Below are 20389 nucleotides of genomic sequence, written 5' to 3' on the forward strand. Positions count from 1 at the left end.
TAAAAACAAAATGATTACTTTTACCAAATTATAAAGTACACAATATGAACAGTCAACATAAACCGGTTATTGGGATCAGCTGTGGCGATATTAACGGCATTGGCCTGGAAATAATTATTAAGTCTTTTGCCGACAGCCGTATACTGGAGCATTGCACCCCGGTAGTATTTGGCTCAAATAAAGTACTTAATTTTTACAAAAAGGCTTTCCCGGAGCTGCACCTGAATTACCAGCATATTAAAGAGTTTGAAAGGATCAACCCTAAACAGTTAAATATTTTTAACTGCTGGGAGGAGGATATACAGGTTACACCGGGCCAGCTGACCGATGATGGCGGCAAATATGCCGTTTTATCGTTACAGGCCGCTGTACAGGCTTTGAAGGACGGCCATATTGACGGGCTGGTTACAGCCCCTATTCATAAGAAGAATACCTATAACGATAATTTTAAGTTTACCGGCCATACTCCTTTTTTAAAAGCCAGCTTTAATGCCGATGATGTGGTAATGATGCTGTATGCCGAGCAGTTCAGGGTGGCCCTGGTAACCGAACATGTGCCGGTTGCCGAAGTGGCCAAACATATTACCCAGAAGAGCATTGTAAAAAAACTGCTGTTACTGAACGAAAGTTTAAAGACCGATTTTTTAATTAATACGCCCCGTATTGCGGTTTTGGGCCTCAACCCCCATGCCGGTGATGAAGGGTTGATTGGTACCGAAGAAGAAACCATTATTAAACCGGCTATTAAGGAAGCAAAAAATAAAGGTATACTGGCCGTTGGTCCATACAGTGCCGATGCATTTTTTGCCCGCGGCCATCATCACCAGTTTGATGCCGTACTGGCCATGTACCACGACCAGGGCCTGATACCGTTTAAATCCCTAGCTGCCGGCGACGGGGTTAATTATACGGTAGGCTTGCCGGTGATACGCACATCGCCCGACCATGGCGTAGCTTTTGATATTGCCGGTAAAGGCGTGGCAGATGCCGCCTCCTTCACCAATGCCATTTTTGAATGTATTGACCTTATTAAACGCAGGAATGAATACGGCGAACAGCGCCGTAACCCCATTAAGCGCCTGAACCCTGAGATGTTTGCCAGGATGGAGGACGAAAAGATAGAGGAATAAGGCTTTATCACGCCGGATTATTTTCATCGTTTTTACCCGGGTTTGCGCCAGGGATAGGAGCAGGTACCCCGCAAAGACGGTTTTGGCAGGGAAGGTATGTGTAAAGCCAAAAGCGGCTGCGGCGTACTGCGGATAGCCCGCCCGGGCGCCATAATACTATCTTTATTGTTTGGCCTGATGCTTGTTTAGGAAGATATGCGGGCTGGTTAAAAATTTTCTATTCCGATCAAAAGAATTTAACTTTAAGTACCCGATGTCCTGAATGCCGGAACAGGTTTTACTTTAATTTGAAATTGAATAGTATGAGAGGCGTAAACAGAGTAACATTAATTGGCAATCTTGGTAAGGATCCGGATGTGCAATTACTGGAAGGAAATATTGCGGTAGCCAAGTTCCCTTTGGCCACCACCGAAACCTTTAAGGACCGGTCGGGTAAGCTGGTATCACAAACCGAATGGCATACCGTGGTACTGTGGCGCGGCCTGGCCGAACTGGCCCAGAAGTATTTGCATAAAAGCAGCCTGGTATATATTGAAGGACGCCTGCGTACCCGCAGCTGGGATGATAAGGACGGCAACCGCAAGTTTGCCACCGAGATTGTAGGTGATAACCTGATTATGCTGGACAAACGCAACGATTTTCCCAATGCAGGCAATGCAGAGGGTGAACAGGGCCCCGAAACCGGCAGCGATGCCCCGGCCGATGTACCGCCGGATGACCTGCAATTTTAGGATGCGCCTGAAAGAGCTTATTTTTGCCGGCGAATTGTTTTTATAACTATTACCGGGCTGTTATAAACGCAATATTATAGTACCAAAACCTATTTTCTTGGATACCCATTCGGTTATAAATTTTTCATTTGACTCGTTGTTATCTGTTTTACTGGCCATAGAGGCCCAGACACCCATTTTATTAAGTATACTGGGTGTTTTGCTGTTGTTAAGCTTTGTTATTTCAGGTGCCGATGTGGCTTTGTTTTCCCTGAATAATAAGGATATTAATATGCTGAAGACCAAACAGCATAATGCCGCCAAGAAGATCATTACCCTTTTGGAAGAGCCTAAAGAAGTGTTTGCTTCTTTATTGCTGGCCAGCACTTTTACCAATATCTGCATCATTATCATCGCCAATTTTTTTATTAATGAATACCTTGATTTTAGCCATTTATACCCCGCTGCAGTGGTATTAATTAAAGTCCTGGTCATTTCCTTTGTCATCCTTTTTTTCTGCGAGATACTACCCAAAGTATGGGCCACCCAGAGCAACCTGCGTTTTGCCTATGGCGCTGTAGGTGTGGTGGATATTATTCATTTATTATTAGGCCGCATCAGCCGCTGGCTGGTAAGCATTGCCATGCAGGTAGGCAAACGCATGGGAGGCAATAAACTGGAAGCCAGCAATATCAGGGAACTGGACGATGCCATTGATATTAAGAGCGAGGAAGAAGCATCGCAGGAAGAGAAGAATATCATGAAGGGCATTGTGAAGTTCGGCACCATATCGGTAAAACAGATCATGAAAAGCAGGCTGGACATTAACGGTATTGAGTACAACACCACGCTGCCCGAACTGCTGAAAAGAATTGAAGAGCTCCATTATTCACGCCTGCCCGTGTACAAGGATAGTATGGATAATATTGTAGGCGTACTGAATACGAAAGATATTATTCCCTTTTTATACGCCGCAGATGATGCAGACTGGCACCCGGTGATACGTACCCCGTTTTTTGTACCGGAGAGCAAACTGATAGAGGACCTTTTGATTGACCTGCAGAATAAAAGACTTCATTTTGCCGTAGTGGTGGATGAGTTTGGCGGCACCAGTGGTATTGTAACCATGGAAGATATTATGGAAGAAGTGATAGGCGAGATCCGTGATGAGTTTGATGACGAGGAAAACAGCCCCGTGAAAGTAGATGACAACACCTATATTTTTGAAGGCAAGACCATGATCCATGATATGTGTAAGGTAATGAAGTTACCCATACATACTTTTGATAAGGTGCGTGGCGAGAGTGAATCGCTGGCAGGACTTGTGCTGGAAGTAGCAGGCGCTTTTCCCGAAGTAAACGAGGAAATAGCCGTTGGCGATTTTATTTTTGTGGTGCTGGAAACCAGTACCAACCGTATTAAACAAGTTAAAGTAATTATTAAAAGATCAATAGCTTAGTATGCCCCCTGTAAACCGGTTAATATCCCTTAAAACCTGGCCGGCACCCGTTGTTTGTTTAGTTGTTTATTTAATGGCCCTTGCCTGCAACAGCCCCTATACTTTTAAGAAAAAAGGTTATTATAAAATAGATTTTCCCGAGAAGACTTACCGCCTGTTTGACCAGCCCGGATATCCCTATACGTTTGAATACCCCACCTATGCCACGGTTGTAAAGGACAGTACTTTTTTTGAGGCCAAGGCCGGCGATTGGTGGATCAATATTGATATTCCCCGGTTTAACAGCCGGATATATGTAAGCTATAAGCCTGTTACCGGCAGTAATTTTGATTCGCTGATACAGGACGGTTTTAAAATGGCTTACCGTAAACACACGGAAATATCCAGCGGTATTACTGATAGCCTGATCTCGACGCCCAACGGTGTAGAAGGTATTTATTTCAGCCTGGCCGGTAATACGGCCACTGCCAACCAGTTTTTTTTAACGGATAGCACCAAACATTTTTTACGCGGCGCCTTATATTTTGATGCTACTCCGAACGAGGACTCCCTGGGTATTGTAAATAATTTTTTAAAGCAGGACCTGAAACACCTCATCAATACGCTGAAATGGCGGTAATTTGTCCAGGTTTACCTTCATCGTACCAATTAACCTGTAACGATTAACCAATAATCCTCCTCCCGGTCATCTCCTGAGCTTTTGTATCTTTACTACATGAGATACCTGTTCCTGTTATTGAGTATTTTTTTATTAAGTACCGGCTGTAAGAAGAGCAGTGCCGAAGATGATAAAGAAATGCCGGTGATCGTATTAAGCTCCCCGGCAGATAATGCTGTTGTGCCGGGCGGGAACACGGTCAGTATTGCCGGCGACGTAACGGATAATAAGAATATTTACATGATACATGTACATATATCGGACTATACCACCGGCAAATTATTAATTGATATTCACCGGTATCCGAACAGCGCCGGTTATAAACTTGCAGAAAGTTTTACCGCTAATGCCGGCATTACTTACCAGGTGCAGGTGCGGGCCCGCGATAATGCCGCCAACGAAACGGTAGTAACCCGTATGATCTCTACCAATTAAGCAATTAGATTTTGCAGTGCCGTTACATGTAATACATATACTTTACCCTGCTTGATCTCGATATGGCCTTCACTTTTAAAATCGCTTAAGGTACGGATGAGTGATTCTGTGGCCGTACCTATATAACGGGCCAGGTCATCCCTCGAAATATCAATGGGGTTGATCTCAGTACCGGTATTGTATTTTTTATGTAGTTCTACCAGTCCCAGTGCTACCCTTTTACGCAAAGAGCCATAAGCCAGGTTAACCAGCCGTTCTTCTTTTTCTTTCATGCTTTGCGACATCATACTGATAAAACTGGTAGCCAGCCGCATATCTTCTTTGATCATGCTGACAAAGTCTTCCCGGGGGATCAGTAAAAGTTCCGCATCTTCCAGCACCGTAGCCGTATCCTCATAGGCTTTTTCCTCCACCACTGCGGTAAACCCTATAAAGTCGCCGGTAACTAAAATATCAGTGATATATTCTTTACCATCCTCGTTTATCTTGCTGCATTTTACTTTACCGCTTAATATATAGTAGAGGTAGCGGGGATGACGGCCCTCCTGGTAGATGACCTGTTTTTTGGCGATGGTTTCGGAACTGTATTTTTCTGATAAGGATAAAAAACGTCCGTTCTCTTTGGCATCTTTTACAAAACGCGATACACCTTCACCATTCGGTGCATACCGTGAGCGGTAGATATCTTCTCTTTTCAGGCGAACTTCTATGGCGTTTAATAACTCAATATCATCAAAAGGTTTGGTAAGGTAGTCATCGGCCCCCATCTCCATTCCCTTCCTGAAATCGGCCCTTTCGCTTTTGGCTGTCAGGAATAAGAACGGAATATGCGAGGTTTCGGCATTCCGCCTGATAAGGTGTAACACTCCATAACCATCCAGTACGGGCATCATAATATCACAAATGATCAGATCCGGCTTTTCTTTAATAGCCAGGTCCACGCCTTTTTTACCATCTTCGGCCACAAAGGTTGTATAACCTGCGAGCGTTAAAATTTCGGCTGTATTATCACGCAGATCGGCATTATCATCAATAACCAGTATTGATTTCATACTGTTTCAACTTTTAGTTCTTAGGTATTATAATTGTTACGGTGGTGCCTTCATGTAAACGGCTTTGCAAATGTACCGAACCTCCCATTATCTCCATATAACGGTGCACAATATGCAGCCCCAGGCCGGTACCCTGTATGTTTTGTGCATTGCCAGCACGGTAAAAACTACCGAAGAGGTATTGCTGATCGTGCTCACTGATGCCGATACCCTTATCGCTTACCGACACGGCATATTTATTTCCCTCCGCCGTTACCTGTATATTCACCTGGCTATCTGCCGGCGAAAACTTGATCGCATTACTCAGCAGGTTGATCAGCACGTTTTTCAGCAAACGCTTATCCGCATGCAGCTGTATACCCTCCGCCCCAGATAAAATGATCTGCTGCCCTTGTTTTATCATCACGTTCATCTCCTCTATCGTTTCCTGCAATAACTGCTGCAAAGAGAAGTCCTCTTTGCTGGAAACCACCTTCCCCTCATCCAGGCGGCCTAATGATAAGAAGTCTTCGAGAATATCATTGAGGTGTTTTACGGATGACTTTATTTTATCCAGGTGTTTATTGCGTTTATCCTGGTCTTCGGTCTGGGTATATTTTGAAGCCAGGGAGGCGGAAGACAATACCGTACTCAAGGGTGTTTTAAATTCATGCGAAGCCATAGATACAAAGCGGCTTTTCATCTCGCTCAGTTCCTTTTCTTTTACCAGGGCTTCCTGCAATTCCTTTTCCGATTGCTCCAGTTGTTCCAGGGCCTGTTTTAAAACCAGGGTACGCTCTTCCACTTTATGTTCCAGCTCGGTATTCAACAAGCGGATCTCTTTACCAATACGTTCCAGTTCATCTTTTTGTTTCAGGATATTCAGTTCGGTCACTTTACGCAGGGTAATATCAACAATAAAAGCAATGACATAGGTCTCGTTTTTTTCGCGGTAATAACTCAAACTCACTTCCACCGGAAATTCCTCACCACCTTTCTTCATTGCATGCAGGTCTCGCCCCGCCCCCATGGAACGGTTGGAGGGACTTTTATGAAAGTCGGCCCGCAAACCCGCATGCATGGTTTGTTTACGCATCGGCAATAACATGTCCACATTCCGGCCCTCCAGTTCTTCCTTACTATAATTGAACATTCTTTCTGCCGCCGGGTTAGCCAGTATGATATTTCCGGCAGCATTGGTTACAAATATTCCCTCCGTTGCATTTTCAAACAGGGAGGTCATGTGAATACGCTCAAAGTCCAGGTGTTGTTGCAGTTGTTTTAAATAAAAAACAAGGAGTACCGCAAATATTACGAGCAGTACTGAGAAAACATTTTCTGTCAGGACCTTAACAGCCCCACCGGTTTTGTTTAAAAACAGTACAGTAAAGGTCATGATTGCAATGCCCAATGAAGCTACCAGGATGGTACTGGTTCTGCCCTTGATAAAAGTGGTGAAAAAGATGGCGATCAGCAGGCCGCCCACCATTACCTCGTAGGTTTTTAAAACAAAGCTGAAAAGCAAGGTGAGTAATAGTATAGCTACAGCATATATAGCTGCCTGCCTGCTGCTGATCTGTGGCATCCGTTTATCAGGGGTTTAAAGCGGTGAAGGTAATTAATACCTGTTATAAAGCCGCGGCTTAGCACCGTTAAAGATGGAATATAGACAGCCTACAAATTCCGTATGTAACGGGTTAACAAGCCATTATCCTTACAGCCATATATCCGCCGGTATATTGAAACTGATAATAATCATGTTTATGCCCACCCAACCTCATTCCTATACCGGGATGAGGCAAATAGTTTTGTCCGAACAAAAAAGAAATCAATGATGCCCGCTAAGAAAGAAGAGAATTTTACCCCCAAAGGAGCTATTGCGCTTTTCCTGTTACTGGTACTTACTACTTTTTTATTCTGGTACGTTTTTAAACTCATCATCAATTATTAACAATAATAAACCACTGGCCAATCGATAACAACAGTATACTTATACCGTTATATGCAAGTAAGTAAATCCTTTAAACAACTGGTCCTTTTACAACTGGTCATACCCGTTGTGCTGCTGGCTATTGCTGTTTACAAGGGCTTATCCGGGGTTATGTACAAGGCCGGTTTTTTACAGGATAAGATGCAATCATTGCCCAACCCGTTATATGCACTTACAGGCAAAAGCATGTTGTACGCCCTGGCTTTAACCGGTTTTTTCACTATCGCCTTAGGCCAGGCGCTCATTGCTTTTTACTACCGGCAAGAGCCGGATAAAAAGGTATCATGGGCAGGTTGTATATTGATGATGACCGGCCTGCTGTTATTTCTCTCAACAGGGTATGTAGCCGGCCCGGAACCGGTAGCATTACCTGAGCCACACCCATTATTTTACACCGGGGTTGTTATATTCATCATTGGCTCATGGACCTCCCTCCTGGGCTGGTTAAGTTTACACCGGCAATGGAAAAAAAACAACCCGGCCACTGTTATACCTTTAGCTGTTTCCGGCCTGGGAGTATATGCTATCATATGGACAGCCTGCTCGTTAATGGTTACCGCTGAAATTTTACTTGTCCTGCTGCCAGGTTCTCTTGGATTGTTGCCTTCACCGAATACAGGAGTTTTGCCAACTATAACGGGATATTTTCATCATGCGCTGTCCTTTTGCTGGATAATACCCCTATATATACTGTTATTGACTGTTTTACCTGTTGTTGCAGGCGGAAAACTATATTCCGGCCTTGCCGGGCGCATGGTATTATGCAGCCTGTTAATCATATCCATTCCCGTGGTAAACCAGCCTTCTTTACCCGGCATCTTAAATTACGGTATTGTTATCACCGGCTTGATAACGGTTTTTATACTGACGCTTTCGCTTGAATACGCGGGCAGGAAAAACGGGGCTAAAAGAAATATGTTCAGCTGGGCTGAACGGCTTCCGTATTTTGATGAAGGCAGGTACCTGTTTGCCTACCTGTTTTGCTCACTCACCCTGCTGGCCACAGGATCTGTTTCGGCACTGAGCCATATTCCATTGAATGATCATACCACCTGGACAACTGGTAGTTTTCATATCACCGTTACCGGACCGGTTATGTTAAGTATGGGCGGCATGAGCTTATACCTGTACAGCTATTTGAGCGGTAAAAAAATCAGCTGGCCAAAATTAAATGTCACTATCCCTTATTTATGGGTGATGGGCATATTGCTTTTTTCTTTTGGGCTTAACTGGGGTGGCTTACTGGGACAGCCCCTGTATAATTATACCGGCCAGCACACACTGAAACCGGATGCCTTATCCTTCCGCACTGAATGGCTGCAGGCCAATACACTTACCTTATTGGGCGGGCTTATATTACTGGTTGCGGGTATCCTGTTCCTGCTTGTTTTTGCCGGCACTATGCTCAGCAGGAAAACCGCAACATCTTTACTCTTCATCCCCGTTTCAACATCCTATTATCCTGAAAAACCATTTTTTTTATTTAACCGGTTAAGTCCCTTGCTGCTAATTGCAGGGATATTGATTGCCGTCACCATCCTTCCTCCTTTAATTGGCAGAACCGGTTCCCATGAAGAGCAAGCCATGTTATTTTCCGATAACGGCTCCATCAAACTGCCCGCTCAGCCGGTTGTACAGGAACCGGCGCCACCTGTTAAAAATGATTCCGGCCTTTTGCTTGGCTTTTTAGCCGCTGTAGGTGTTTTTATTTTAATACTCCTGTTCTGTGTGCAGGCCAGCGGCTTACAACGCAAACTAAGGTCACAAAAAACTTCCTTTCCTGGATAAGGGTACGACGAGTCCCTTCAATGTCCGCCCCTGATTCTTCAGGGGCGTCTTTTTTAATGGCAACCGTTCGTGGTTAATAGTTAATGGTTAATAGTTAATGGTTGATAGTAGAGAGCGCATCCTGCTACCCACAAAACCCTTCGTTTATGCTAATACAAGAAAGACGCCATATAGAAAATAAATATTGACTGAGACTGGTACCCCTGTTCTCATTTATCTTTGCACCATGCATATCGATATATTGACAGTATTACCGGAGTTATTGCAAAGCCCTTTTGAGCATAGTATCATGAAACGTGCCCAGGACAAAGGCTTGTTGAAAGTACAGGTACACCAGCTGCGTAAATGGGCCGTGAATGAGTACGGCATGGTAGACGATTACCAGTATGGTGGCGGTGCGGGTATGGTGATCATGTGCGAACCGCTGGCCAAAGCTATTGAAGAGCTGGGTAAGGACAGGAAATATGACGAGATCATTTACCTGACCCCGGACGGGGAAAGGTTAAACCAGAAGATCGCCAACACTCTTTCCCTCAAAGGAAATATTTTAATGATCTGCGGCCATTATAAAGGCATTGATGACAGGATAAGGGAACATTATGTGACCAAAGAAATATCGATAGGTGATTACGTACTGAGTGGCGGCGAACTGGCTGCCGCCGTATTGGTAGATACGATAGGACGTTTGATACCAGGTGTACTGAACGATGAAACCTCTGCCCTTTTTGATTCCTTCCAGGACGATCTCTTAGCGCCTCCCGTGTATACCCGGCCGGTTGATTACAACGGCTGGAAGGTACCTGATATACTTATGAGCGGTGACCATAAGAAGATCGCTGACTGGCGCCACGAACAATCCATCCAACGGACCAAAGAACGCCGCCCGGATATACTGAAGGATTAATAGATCACCTTAAGTATTGTGCTATATAGGTCATGAAAGGCTCACGGTAGTTATCACTTACCGGCACTTCCACATTCCCAATTGATACGGCTTTGCGGGAAGCTACCGTTACCTTGTTCAGCGAAATGATATAGGACCGGTGAACCCGTACAAAACGCTGCGGGTCCAGCATATCTTCAAAGTATTTAAGATTGTGTAATACCAGTAATGGATTATTGGAACTCTTCAGGTGCAGCTTGGTATAATCCTTATACCCTTCGAGGTAAACAATATCATCGATAAATATTTTATGCATCTTGTGCGATACATTGATAAAGAAGAAATCGTTCTGGGGTGCTTCTTTTTTTGCCTGCAGCTCTACAAAACTATTTACCCGTAAACAGGCATTCATAAATTTTTCAAAAGAAATGGGTTTTAATAAATAGTCCATGGCCTTTAGTTCAAAACCATTGATGGCATATTCGCTGTAAGCCGTGGTAAATATCACCTGCGGTTTCCTGGTTAAGGAACGGTAAAAATCAATACCGGTGATATCGGGCATTTTTATATCCAGGAAGATCAGGTCAACCTGCTCTTTTTCCAGTACGGTAAAAGCCTGCATGGGCGAGTCGAACTGACCCAGTAAGTTCATGAAAGGGATCTTTGCAATATACCCTTCCAGCAGTTGTAATGCCAGGGGCTCATCGTCAATTAAAATACAATTCACCATTAGATGGAAATTTTTAAGCTGACAGAAAATTGTTGGGCGTCATGTGTGATATGCAGCTGATGCTGACCAGGGTAAAGCAGTTCCAGTCTTCGTTGTACATTTTTCAGTCCGATACCGCCCGAAGCGAAACTATTATTTTCCACGACCGGGTTGGTTACTTCAAGCGTTAATGTTTCATCAAAAATCCGGATATTGATCCTGATAAGGCATTGCTGCATATAACTAACGCCATGTTTGAATGCGTTTTCAATAAAGGTTATGAGTAACATAGGAGCTATTACCTTATTATCAGCATTCCCGGTAACCGTATAATCAACCTTTACTTTATTGGACAATCGCAGGCGCTGCAGGTCAATATAGTTATTGATATAATCTATATCCTGCTGCAGTTGCACCTTACCTTCGGTTGTTTCGTACAATGCATAGCGCAGCAAACCGGATAATTTGAGAATGGCTTCATCGGTTTTATCGGACTTAACATTCGCCAGTGAATAAATACTATTCAGGGTATTGAACAGGAAATGGGGGTTTATCTGCGCCTTTAACAGGTCAACCTCCGCATTGAGTGTGGCATTCTCCAATGACTTTTTCTTGTTCTCGCTCTTTAAGAAGGAATAGGCCAGCCTTAACATACCACTGAGAATGAGCATGAAGAAACAATTGGATAAGGTACTGCTGAGCGACATTAACAGCGCAGGCTTGGGCATACCAAAAATAAAAGTATGATCCAGCACCATTACCGGCGGAAATCCATTCCGCCCTGCAGGCATTGGCAGTGCCCGTGTATCACTGTACATTACAGGAGCCACGGCGGGCCTTACAGAAGGCAGATCCATCAATTGTGGGGTACTATCTATGCGGATATTAACGCCCGGGGCGTTATCTGAAAATAAAACCGGCCGGTTACCACGTACCGCCATAGCAGTTCTGAAAAAATTATTCCCCAAGGTTTTCCTGATAACAATATCAGTAGCGGCCATGGATATAACAACAGATAATACCAGTAAAAAGTAAACGCCCAATTTTCTTTTCTCAAAAAAACGGGGCAATAAAAAATAATAGTTCAGGTAAAAAAAGCCAATCGGTAAAATTTTGATAGCCAGTTCCCTGTACCAGAAAGTATCGCCAATGAACCGTGACGGATAAAACAATAACGGGATCCCCAAAAAGAACACCCAGGCCAGCACATGAAAAGCGACCACCGCCAGCAGTTCGGTATTACTTTTAACAGGCCTGAACCCGAATATGGTAAAAAAGAAATGATTTATTTTATTACGACTCAGCATGTATTTATTCCGCAAAAGAAAGAATTAATGTTATTTCGTCTTTACTCAGTACCGGTAATTGGCCCTTCTTTAACTTTTCCACCACCATGTCCGCCGCCCGGGCGGCCTGCTTTTCACTGGCAAAAGGCTCCCTGCCCGTTTTAACCGGTATAAATGTTTGCTGTATATACAGTTCTCCTTTTTTATAAATATCATAACCCCAGCCATTGGCTACCTGGTACACTTTACGGTTCCAGGCAACCGGCATAACGGGCTTGTAATATAACTGTACCATACACCATACGATCACCGCCACTATGAAGGATACGGTTAAAACAAGCAGGTTCTTTTTTTTGTTTGCGTTCATTGGTCCCGGCAATTGTTAATCGTTATCAACCTGTTCCGCATCCGGTAAAAACTCGTAGGCATTATCCTTGACATCGGAGCCGGAAATACCGGTTAATACAAAGCCCCTGTTGTTTAAGGTAAATGATACAGCGCCTTCGCGGGCAGCGCCCTCGAAGCCTGTCTTCTGCAGCCACCTGTCATTGGCCGGATCGTAACGCCAGGTAGTACTGGTTAAAGAGGAACTGTAACCTGTAGTCAGGTAAACGTAATTGCCCATTACCACTGTGGTACCATTGTACCGGGCTATACCGCTGTAGTCATCATCAAATGTATCATCAGTGTAGTTGTATATTTTATTTTTTTCTGTCCATTCATTTGCCGTAGGGTTAAAGGACCACAGATCGGTAAGCAGCTCACCGTTGTTATTACCGGAACAGATATAAGCTACGCCATTTACCACGAAAGCCTGGGCAGCCCTGCGTTTGGAGCCACCCACACTGGCTTTTTGGATCCACGAGCCGGCATCTCCCGCTGAAGCGCCCGGCGTAAACTCCCATACATCCTTTAAATAGTTACCATCATACCCGCAGGCAATATACCCTTTACCACCTACTGAAAAAGCTACCGCATCATAACGGGCCGTACCGGCAAAATCGGCTTTCCTGCTCCAGGCATTCGCTACCTGGTCATACTCCCAGAAATCATTTAACCGGCTTACACCATCATAGCCGGTACCTACATATCCTTTAGTACCAATGGCAAATGCCACGGCGGAGTTACGGGCATTGCCGGGCAGTTCGGCCATTTGTGTCCAGTAACGCCTGTTTAAGTTGTACTCCCACAGATCTTTAAACCTCTCGGTAATGGTAGAGCCTGTTGACACATAGGCATAATCACCAATGGTAAAAGAAACGGCTTCGCCCCTTGCATTACCTTCAAAGTCATCTGCTCTTTTCCAATTACCGATCAGATCTTCATCGCTATCGGTACTCTTGGAACAACCCACCGAGAATATAGCCGATGCCGTTATCATTGTAGCTCCCATCAAATACGCATGTATCTGTTTCATTACGTTAGTTTTTATGTAATAGTTAAAAATTTATGTTTTTGTAGCAGTCTTTTGACATACCGGTAAGCATTAAACGCAATAAAAGTATAGGCAAGGCTTTGGAAGATATTCTTAAAATAGACTAAACAGTAGTTTGTATAGACCAATTCGGGCAGGAACTATATCGGGTATTTTTAATCACCATAAGGTCATTTTAGCAGGGAAAAAGCTTTTATAGTGCTGCAAAATAGTTTCGCAGATAAAAAGCGGCTTTTAATATACTATAACAAAACCTGAGGCAAGGGTGACAATAAATTGCATCGCTTATACTTAAACAGCTATTTATGATGCAAAGAAAAACAACGGGTATTTTTTTATGGTTAACAACCATTGTAACCATTGCCTGTACCCGTAACGATATCAGTTTTGGCACCACCCCGGAGAATGAGTACACCCGCCTTAGTTATATTGATTCGGTGGAAATAAAACTGGCCACTGTTTTTGCCGATTCGTTTCCTACCAGTGGTAATACAAATTTTTTACTCGGGCAGTATGATGACCCTTACCTGGGCACCATTACCGGCCATAATACATTCCAGTTAACTGTTCCCGGCAGTATAGCGGAAATACCCGCCACAGCGATTTTTGATTCCCTGTCACTCATCGTAAGGTTAAACGGGTATTATTATGGAGACACTACCCAACCCCTTAATATACAGGTAAAGGAGTTGGCCACCCCTATTACTTATAGTTATAATAATAAGTTATACAATACCAGTACCATTGCCACCAGGAGCGGCACACTGGGTGAAAAAAACGGCCGCATTTATCCCGGTATCTTTGATTCCATCCTGATAAAGCTGGATGATGCCAAAGGCCTGGAGCTGTTTAACAAACTGCGGTCAAGAGCTGCCGAAGTAACCAGCGAAACCGAGTTTTTAAATTATTTCTACGGACTTACTTTAACCACCGGCAATACCGATGCTTTTATGTTGGGTATTAATGCCGCCGCTTCGCAAATAGTGATGCGGGTACATTACCATAAAACCATTCCCTATCATGAAAAACAATTCATTGATTTCCCCTCGGTCACTAATGATTATGCTTTCAATCATCTTACAGCCGACCGTACCGGCACCGGGTTGGTGAGCAGTGGCGCCGGTATTAATATTACCGAAATACCTGCCGCACAAACCAACCATGTTGCTTTTTTGCAGGAAGGCATGAGCACTTATACCAAACTAACCTTTCCTTCTTTAAGAAATATACTGGTGGCCAAGAGCAATTATACCGTAAAGCTGATCAAGGCCGAACTGATATTAAAACCTACTCCGTTATCCTATAACAACAGTATGTACCGGCTGCCCGACAGCTTATACTTATCCGCAACCGATGCCAGCAACCTGGTGGGTTACACCCTCACCGATTCCACCGGCACCGCTACACAGTATGCCCGGGCCGTAATAGATAATTTATATGGAGAAGGCACGTACTACCGCTTTAATATAACATCCTATATCGGCAGCCTGTTAAGCAACCTGGGTACCGAACGGCAGGGCTTGTTTCTCAGGCAGGCAGGAGGTGTTACCCCAAATCTAAACCGGTTAGTATTATCGGAGAGAGGTAAAGACGCCTATAGTTCACAACTTTTATTAACGGTAATGTATATCAACAAATAAATATGTTTATGCGCATCATTAAAAACGTTCTCACAGGTTTATCCATTACATGCAGCTGCACCCTGTTACATGCACAGAACATGAGCAACCCCTATTCTATTTACGAACTGGGTGATATTGATTTCAGGCATTATAACCGTACGGCGGGCATGGGACATACCGGCATTGCTTTTCAGTCCAACACTTCCTTTGTTGATAATAATCCCGCTTCGATCACTTCCCTTATAAAAAGTGTTTACCTGGTGAATGTGGCTGCTACCGGTAAAAGTGTAACTTATAAAGGCGACCCGATTGGCCTGGATAATAGTAACAGCAAGGATTTCTGGATCAAACGGTTTACCCTTGCATTGAAGCTGAATAATTTCTGGGCCAGCGGCATTGGTTACCGGCAGTTCAGCAATATGAATTATAAGTTTACCGGCAACAAAACCATTGAAGGCAGCAACCAGACCGTTAGCACCATATACGAAGGCGATGGCGGCCTGCATGAATATTTCTGGACCAATGCCTTTGCTGTTGGCAAAAAGAAAAGACTTTCCTTTGGTGTACGCTCATCACTCATTGCCGGAGGAATGAACCATTCCGAGATCATTGCAGATGCCTCACTCCCTAATACCTTTACCACCAAAATACAGGATTATGTAGGCAAACTGCGTTTCCAGGGCGGCGTATTGTACCGTAAGCCGGTATCGAAAAAATGGGATATAGCCTTGGGCGCTACTTATGCACCCGCGAGCAATATTACCTCGGAAAGAACAGTGACGGTTTTAGAAGGCAGCAGCGAAGTGAATAGTAACGAGTTTACCGGTAATAAAGTTTTTCATTTACCGCAGACATTTGGCCTGGGTTTATCACTCACTAAAAATAATAAAACCACTTATGCACTGGATTTTGTACATGAAGACTGGGCCTCGTTTAAAGTAAAGGAAACAGGATGGCAGTTAGTGAACAGTAACCGCATTTCGGGTGGTGTCAATTTTTCGCAGTATACTTATACCCGTAACGGCCTGGTGGAGAAAAGAAATTTCCAGGTGGGTAGTTTTTTTAATCAGTCCTATTTACAAATACGCAATAAGCCCATTTACGAATATGGCATAACGGCCGGCATTGGCGGCATATTAGGACAGGGCCTGTTGTATAATGTAGCGCTGGAGGGAGGCAGCCGTGGTACCACACAGCAAAAACTGATCAAAGAAAATTATGTACAGCTTACATTGAGCTTTACCTATCGTGATATCCTGTATACGAAGGGCAAAAAATACGATTAATTATTTACCGCCCTACACCTTTCCGTTTTTGGCCGGGAATAGTATAACCAAGTTTTAACTGGAAGGTAAAATAGGAATCATTGTCTTTCGGGTTACCTCGTTGTTCACCGGGGCCCGGCCTGTAGCCGTTCTCAAGCATCATGGACCTGTTGGCCAGTTGTTCGGCAATAGCAGCCTGTTCCGCCGGCAGATGGTTATAAAAAGCTGCAGGATCAATATAAGTGCCGCTAACATCATCAAGATAATCGGTGAACAGGATACGGTGTACCAGCTCGGCACGGATGAAGAGGTTTGTCTTTATTTCATAACGTAAACCAATACCCAGCGGAACATTTACCTGGGTACGTTTATATTGTTTTTTCCCGGGGTATTCGGCAAAGCCCTGCCCTTCGGTACGCAGGGGTTGCAGATCGTACCACTTCCCGTTCAATTGCGCCTGTGGATTAAAGTTAAACAAACCAATGCCGGCCACCAGGTAGGGCGACCAGAAAGGCGCTTTATTTTCTTCATAATATTTTAAAAACAAAGGGTGTAGTTCAAGGGCCAGCTGTACATCACGTACAGGGCTTTTAAAACTGAGGTTACGTTCGTAACGTCCCTGTGTACTGGCGGCCACATTTTGTAAGATACTGTCATACCCGTGTACCGTACCAAAAGTGGCTTCCAGCCTTACGGCCAGCCATTCCCTGTAAATAGCTGCTGCGTAGAACCCGGCACTGGGCCGGGTAGTTTTCATAGTTAAATCTTTTAAAAAGCCCTTGCCTTGCCCGGAGCGGCCGCCCAGGTCGGTAAAGCTGTTCATGACACCAATAGCAACACCTGCTTCAATCACCACATCATTGCTATAATGTTTATCATCACGAAAATAATATTGCGAAAAACCCTGCTTAGCGATTATACAAATACATAATAGGCTCAATCCCTGCTTGATTGTTTTTTGCATAGTTCAGCTATGTTTATTTGTTGAACCTTGCCCAGGGGAAATAATGATGGTGTCGTATTACACAGACGGATGCCGTGTTGCCTGCATCATAGGAACGGAGCAGTTAAGGATAAATTGTATAATGTGCATAAGTAAATGATCGCTAAAAATTATTTACGGTCTACATAATTGGCCCTGAAGTATAAGCAGATATCCTGTAAGCCGCAATCCTCGCATTTGGGATTACGCGCCAGGCAGATATAACGGCCATGCAGTATAAGCCAGTGATGGGCTTTATGTACCAGTTCCCGGGGGATGTATTTGATCAGCTCTTTTTCTACCGCCAGGGGCGTAGTAGCATTTTTACTAACCAGGCCTAAACGATGGCTCACCCTGAACACATGGGTATCCACGGCCATATTGGGTTGCTGATCGATAACCGAGGTAATGACATTAGCCGTTTTACGCCCCACACCGGGTAGCTGGATCAGTTCATCCACCGTCATGGGTATATTACCGTTAAAATTATTCACCACCTGTTGAGCCATGCCAATAAGGTGCTTGGTTTTATTGTTAGGGTAGGAAATACTTTTGATAAACGGAAACAGCTCGTCAAAACTGGTTTTGCTTAATGCATATACATCGGGGTACTTTTCAAAAATAGCCGGTGTTGTAAGGTTTACTCTTTTATCGGTACACTGTGCCGACAGAATAACCGCCACCAGTAACTGGTAGGGATTATCATAGACCAGTTCGGTTTCGGCCTCGGGAGCAAACTCCTGGAAATAATTAATTACAGCAGCATAACGTTCTTTGCGGGTCATGCTGCAAAGTAAATGATTTTATGGATGATAGTTCATGGTTCATGGGGCCGTCTTAAATACTCTATACTAAAATCGATATATAGATTAGGGGCTTTCATCAGCAGCAACAGTATAAATCATTCAAACAAAATAGTATATAATATTTCTCAGTATATTTATAAATAAAAATTTATACCGGAATACTGTAGCCTGGCAGACATATTATAAGCCTAGTTCAGCAGCAAGTCCGGGACATTAGCAGTGACTTTATGCGAATCTCACTAACGATATTAGTCTTACTTACTTCAGCACAATACTCATTACCCAAACCTGTATAATTCCCATTTTTAGGGACTACAATTTTAATTCACACTACACAATCATATAAGTTATTTAATGAATCAATTCTTAGACAAATTTGGCGAATCTATAAGAAACTATTGGGAAGACATTTCTGAAAGCCTCAGACAACAACTACTAAAAGATATACTTGAATATGCCAATACCAATCCGCAAACATTCAGGCAAGACGTCGGTAAAATTCAATTTGATTACGAACTTATGCCATTGCCAGTTATTTTAGAAGCCTTATCAAAAGACACAGACAATTGGGGGCAGTTCTTTGTTGATACGTTAGATGCAATATTTAAAACAGCAGAAACTGCCGTTAAACCGCAAGTGATACTACGTTTCCTTTCGGAATTTACTTATATTGAAAATGATGAAAGGCCCTTTGTTCAAAAAATTGTTGACCGGCTTTACAATGAAACTGATACTGATAACCTGGCAATAAAATTGGCAGCACTTTGGATGCTGCCGGTCTTTTTAACTAATCCATCGGTTAAAAATAAATCACAAATAATAGACGCTTTGCAGCAAAAACTAAATGACAAAAATTGGAAAGTCCGATACGTCACATATAAATCTTTAAGCTTTGACGACCTGTTACCTGCTGGATATAAGCTTGCAATGGTAGATCGTTTAAGAAAATATATTTTAGGTGCCCCGCCTACGGTTTAGAAAAGGCAATAAAATAGTCTGTATTACATTGGGTTTTAAACTGCTGACACCAAACATTACATCACCCAGTCTCTTATTTAAATATACCTGGGTTATAACACATTTATCCAAGTAACATCACGTTTAATATCAAACAACTCATATAGTTATATCATTTAAAATGTACCTGAGTTTACAGCAAGCCCCGGCGCTCCATTCACAAAAACACGAATAGTGCCGGCCGGAGGCAAGGTATTCCCCGGATCACTGCCTTTGCTGCGGAGGTAGAGCGTGTTTTGAAAATCCTGGATACCATTAGCGGTAAGGGTTCCGCTTAATACATTGAACTGTTGTACACTGATACCCGAGGGAACCGATGTTCTCAGCAAAAAAATGGAAAACCGGTTGCCGCTTCCCGAAATGTAAACAGACACAGGTGTCGTACTAAGTGTTCCGGACGGTATAGCTTTTTGTTCCACCAAAATGGTATAAAGGTTATTATCCTGGTTAGAGAACCTGAATTTATAATCTGTAAATAATGTTCCCCTGAAATTTGCCGGTGAATTATCATAAATACAACTATCCGGATGCATGAAATAAATACCATTCACTATTGCCGGACTGGTGCCGGAATAAACTGTAGCACCGGCTGCCCGTATAGAATCGATCATACTTTGCGATATGATATTGGCGATCGGTGTGGGAAAAACATCTTCCTTTTTTTCTTTTTTGCAGGACGTGATGATACATCCGAACAGTATTGTCAAAAGAGAAACCCTGGATAGGTTGATATATGTATGCATAGCTTTAAAATTTGTGTCATTCAAAATTAACATGTCACATATCCGGGGGCAATACATAGTTTGTAGTACTAATTTTTATACTTCTTAAAAAATAAAAAACCGGCAAAAAGCCGGTTTAAAAAGTTAAGAACCTTAGTTAATAATCATTAAGCGCCTGAAACCTTAGCTGTATATTTTTCCCTGGCATAGTTCAATACCCGTAATACAGAGGAGGTCCTGGGCTTTTCAATAATTGTTGTTAATCGCTTCATGGAAGTTTCTAAAACTGCTAGTTTTTCACGTAGTGTCCAACTCTGTTCCAACGCTTCTCTAATGGCGATTGTTTGTTTTGGGGATGTTTCTTTGTACAAATACAGTAAAAGATCCTCAGGTGTGAAATTGTCCATTAGTATCCTGATTTATAATCCTTGAAAAATTACGTCCGCAATAATTAACGCCAA

General features: G+C 43.3%; 20 protein-coding genes. 10 read left to right on the forward strand and 10 right to left on the reverse strand.

The features are described 5' to 3' along the window. Positions 1-44 precede the first annotated feature (44 nt). The 5 genes from pdxA to ACFS6H_RS00460 all read left to right on the forward strand — a co-directional run bounded on the left by pdxA (position 45) and on the right by ACFS6H_RS00460 (position 4392). Positions 45-1130: a 4-hydroxythreonine-4-phosphate dehydrogenase PdxA gene (gene pdxA, locus ACFS6H_RS00440; protein WP_386093758.1), complete on the forward strand. Its 1086-nt coding sequence runs from the start codon at positions 45-47 to the stop codon at positions 1128-1130. 302 nt (positions 1131-1432) lie between these two features. Next, positions 1433-1861, forward strand: a complete 429-nt coding sequence (locus ACFS6H_RS00445; RefSeq protein ID WP_386093761.1) for a single-stranded DNA-binding protein — start codon at positions 1433-1435, stop codon at positions 1859-1861. Positions 1862-1958: 97 nt separating this feature from the next. Continuing rightward, positions 1959-3299, forward strand: coding sequence for a gliding motility-associated protein GldE (gene gldE / locus ACFS6H_RS00450; protein WP_386093764.1), 1341 nt, complete (start codon positions 1959-1961; stop codon positions 3297-3299). A 1-nt stretch (position 3300) separates the two neighbouring features. Continuing rightward, positions 3301-3918 carry a gliding motility lipoprotein GldD gene (gene gldD, locus ACFS6H_RS00455; protein WP_386093767.1) on the forward strand — a complete coding sequence of 206 codons (618 nt, stop codon included), beginning with the start codon at positions 3301-3303 and terminating at the stop codon, positions 3916-3918. Between the two features lie 96 nt (positions 3919-4014). Next, the gene (locus ACFS6H_RS00460; protein ID WP_386093770.1) at positions 4015-4392 is read left to right on the forward strand and encodes a hypothetical protein; all 378 of its coding nucleotides are present in this window, start codon (positions 4015-4017) and stop codon (positions 4390-4392) included. On the opposite strand, the gene ACFS6H_RS00465 is transcribed toward ACFS6H_RS00460, so the two are convergent. Further along, positions 4389-5444: a response regulator gene (locus ACFS6H_RS00465; protein WP_386093773.1), complete on the reverse strand. Its 1056-nt coding sequence runs from the start codon at positions 5442-5444 to the stop codon at positions 4389-4391. The two genes, ACFS6H_RS00460 and ACFS6H_RS00465, sit on opposite strands and share 4 nt — an antisense overlap. A 13-nt stretch (positions 5445-5457) precedes the next feature. Continuing rightward, the gene (locus ACFS6H_RS00470) at positions 5458-7008 is read right to left on the reverse strand and encodes a sensor histidine kinase (protein WP_386093776.1); all 1551 of its coding nucleotides are present in this window, start codon (positions 7006-7008) and stop codon (positions 5458-5460) included. A 417-nt stretch (positions 7009-7425) separates the two neighbouring features. Here ACFS6H_RS00470 and ACFS6H_RS00475 point away from each other — a divergent pair, with 417 nt between their 5' ends. Next, complete coding sequence (locus ACFS6H_RS00475; RefSeq protein ID WP_386093779.1) at positions 7426-9201, forward strand: cbb3-type cytochrome c oxidase subunit I; 1776 nt, start codon at positions 7426-7428, stop codon at positions 9199-9201. A 226-nt stretch (positions 9202-9427) separates the two neighbouring features. Continuing rightward, a complete protein-coding gene (trmD, locus tag ACFS6H_RS00480; protein WP_386093782.1) occupies positions 9428-10105 on the forward strand; it encodes a tRNA (guanosine(37)-N1)-methyltransferase TrmD in 678 nt (225 codons plus the stop codon). 4 nt (positions 10106-10109) lie between these two features. On the opposite strand, the gene ACFS6H_RS00485 is transcribed toward trmD, so the two are convergent. The 4 genes from ACFS6H_RS00485 to ACFS6H_RS00500 are packed head-to-tail and all read right to left on the reverse strand — an operon-like array spanning position 10110 to position 13496. Then, entirely contained in the window at positions 10110-10814 is a 705-nt protein-coding gene (locus ACFS6H_RS00485; RefSeq protein WP_386093785.1) for a LytR/AlgR family response regulator transcription factor, read from the reverse strand. Continuing rightward, complete coding sequence (locus tag ACFS6H_RS00490) at positions 10814-12100, reverse strand: sensor histidine kinase (protein ID WP_386093788.1); 1287 nt, start codon at positions 12098-12100, stop codon at positions 10814-10816. Before ACFS6H_RS00490 ends, ACFS6H_RS00485 begins: the two co-directional genes overlap by 1 nt. Positions 12101-12104: 4 nt before the next feature. Further along, entirely contained in the window at positions 12105-12446 is a 342-nt protein-coding gene (locus ACFS6H_RS00495) for a DUF4907 domain-containing protein (protein ID WP_386093791.1), read from the reverse strand. A gap of 15 nt (positions 12447-12461) precedes the next feature. Then, positions 12462-13496 carry a Kelch repeat-containing protein gene (locus tag ACFS6H_RS00500; protein ID WP_386093793.1) on the reverse strand — a complete coding sequence of 345 codons (1035 nt, stop codon included), beginning with the start codon at positions 13494-13496 and terminating at the stop codon, positions 12462-12464. A gap of 323 nt (positions 13497-13819) precedes the next feature. Here ACFS6H_RS00500 and ACFS6H_RS00505 point away from each other — a divergent pair, with 323 nt between their 5' ends. Next, on the forward strand, positions 13820-15154 hold the full coding sequence (locus ACFS6H_RS00505; protein WP_386093796.1) for a DUF4270 family protein: 1335 nt from the start codon (positions 13820-13822) through the stop codon (positions 15152-15154). An 8-nt stretch (positions 15155-15162) separates the two neighbouring features. Then, positions 15163-16422 carry a hypothetical protein gene (locus ACFS6H_RS00510; protein WP_386093799.1) on the forward strand — a complete coding sequence of 420 codons (1260 nt, stop codon included), beginning with the start codon at positions 15163-15165 and terminating at the stop codon, positions 16420-16422. Positions 16423-16426: 4 nt separating this feature from the next. Here ACFS6H_RS00510 and ACFS6H_RS00515 read toward each other — a convergent pair whose 3' ends face one another. Both ACFS6H_RS00515 and nth read right to left on the reverse strand, forming a co-directional pair. Next, entirely contained in the window at positions 16427-17365 is a 939-nt protein-coding gene (locus ACFS6H_RS00515) for a hypothetical protein (protein ID WP_386093802.1), read from the reverse strand. Positions 17366-17514: 149 nt separating this feature from the next. Continuing rightward, positions 17515-18168, reverse strand: coding sequence for an endonuclease III (gene nth, locus ACFS6H_RS00520; RefSeq protein WP_386093805.1), 654 nt, complete (start codon positions 18166-18168; stop codon positions 17515-17517). Between the two features lie 375 nt (positions 18169-18543). Here nth and ACFS6H_RS00525 point away from each other — a divergent pair, with 375 nt between their 5' ends. Continuing rightward, positions 18544-19167, forward strand: coding sequence for a hypothetical protein (locus ACFS6H_RS00525; protein WP_386093808.1), 624 nt, complete (start codon positions 18544-18546; stop codon positions 19165-19167). A 155-nt stretch (positions 19168-19322) separates the two neighbouring features. Here ACFS6H_RS00525 and ACFS6H_RS00530 read toward each other — a convergent pair whose 3' ends face one another. Beyond that, a complete protein-coding gene (locus tag ACFS6H_RS00530) occupies positions 19323-19949 on the reverse strand; it encodes a hypothetical protein (protein WP_386093811.1) in 627 nt (208 codons plus the stop codon). Positions 19950-20095: 146 nt separating this feature from the next. Next, positions 20096-20335: a hypothetical protein gene (locus tag ACFS6H_RS00535; RefSeq protein WP_386093814.1), complete on the reverse strand. Its 240-nt coding sequence runs from the start codon at positions 20333-20335 to the stop codon at positions 20096-20098. Between the last annotated feature and the right edge of the window lie 54 nt (positions 20336-20389).

The sequence above is a fragment of the Terrimonas rubra genome, from assembly GCF_042686025.1.
Taxonomy (GTDB): domain Bacteria; phylum Bacteroidota; class Bacteroidia; order Chitinophagales; family Chitinophagaceae; genus Terrimonas; species Terrimonas rubra.

Excerpts from the sequence above, each read along its gene's own strand:
- ACFS6H_RS00460 (WP_386093770.1), top strand. The coding sequence starts at position 4,015 with ATGAGATACCTGTTCCTGTTATTGAGTATTTTTTTATTAAGTACCGGC.
- nth (WP_386093805.1), bottom strand. The coding sequence starts at position 18,168 with ATGACCCGCAAAGAACGTTATGCTGCTGTAATTAATTATTTCCAGGAG.
- ACFS6H_RS00475 (WP_386093779.1), top strand. The coding sequence starts at position 7,426 with ATGCAAGTAAGTAAATCCTTTAAACAACTGGTCCTTTTACAACTGGTC.
- ACFS6H_RS00500 (WP_386093793.1), bottom strand. The coding sequence starts at position 13,496 with ATGAAACAGATACATGCGTATTTGATGGGAGCTACAATGATAACGGCA.
- ACFS6H_RS00495 (WP_386093791.1), bottom strand. The coding sequence starts at position 12,446 with ATGAACGCAAACAAAAAAAAGAACCTGCTTGTTTTAACCGTATCCTTC.
- ACFS6H_RS00465 (WP_386093773.1), bottom strand. The coding sequence starts at position 5,444 with ATGAAATCAATACTGGTTATTGATGATAATGCCGATCTGCGTGATAAT.
- pdxA (WP_386093758.1), top strand. The coding sequence starts at position 45 with ATGAACAGTCAACATAAACCGGTTATTGGGATCAGCTGTGGCGATATT.
- trmD (WP_386093782.1), top strand. The coding sequence starts at position 9,428 with ATGCATATCGATATATTGACAGTATTACCGGAGTTATTGCAAAGCCCT.
- ACFS6H_RS00505 (WP_386093796.1), top strand. The coding sequence starts at position 13,820 with ATGATGCAAAGAAAAACAACGGGTATTTTTTTATGGTTAACAACCATT.
- ACFS6H_RS00515 (WP_386093802.1), bottom strand. The coding sequence starts at position 17,365 with ATGCAAAAAACAATCAAGCAGGGATTGAGCCTATTATGTATTTGTATA.
- ACFS6H_RS00510 (WP_386093799.1), top strand. The coding sequence starts at position 15,163 with ATGCGCATCATTAAAAACGTTCTCACAGGTTTATCCATTACATGCAGC.
- ACFS6H_RS00485 (WP_386093785.1), bottom strand. The coding sequence starts at position 10,814 with ATGGTGAATTGTATTTTAATTGACGATGAGCCCCTGGCATTACAACTG.
- ACFS6H_RS00530 (WP_386093811.1), bottom strand. The coding sequence starts at position 19,949 with ATGCATACATATATCAACCTATCCAGGGTTTCTCTTTTGACAATACTG.
- ACFS6H_RS00445 (WP_386093761.1), top strand. The coding sequence starts at position 1,433 with ATGAGAGGCGTAAACAGAGTAACATTAATTGGCAATCTTGGTAAGGAT.
- ACFS6H_RS00525 (WP_386093808.1), top strand. The coding sequence starts at position 18,544 with ATGAATCAATTCTTAGACAAATTTGGCGAATCTATAAGAAACTATTGG.
- ACFS6H_RS00535 (WP_386093814.1), bottom strand. The coding sequence starts at position 20,335 with ATGGACAATTTCACACCTGAGGATCTTTTACTGTATTTGTACAAAGAA.
- ACFS6H_RS00490 (WP_386093788.1), bottom strand. The coding sequence starts at position 12,100 with ATGCTGAGTCGTAATAAAATAAATCATTTCTTTTTTACCATATTCGGG.
- ACFS6H_RS00470 (WP_386093776.1), bottom strand. The coding sequence starts at position 7,008 with ATGCCACAGATCAGCAGCAGGCAGGCAGCTATATATGCTGTAGCTATA.
- gldD (WP_386093767.1), top strand. The coding sequence starts at position 3,301 with ATGCCCCCTGTAAACCGGTTAATATCCCTTAAAACCTGGCCGGCACCC.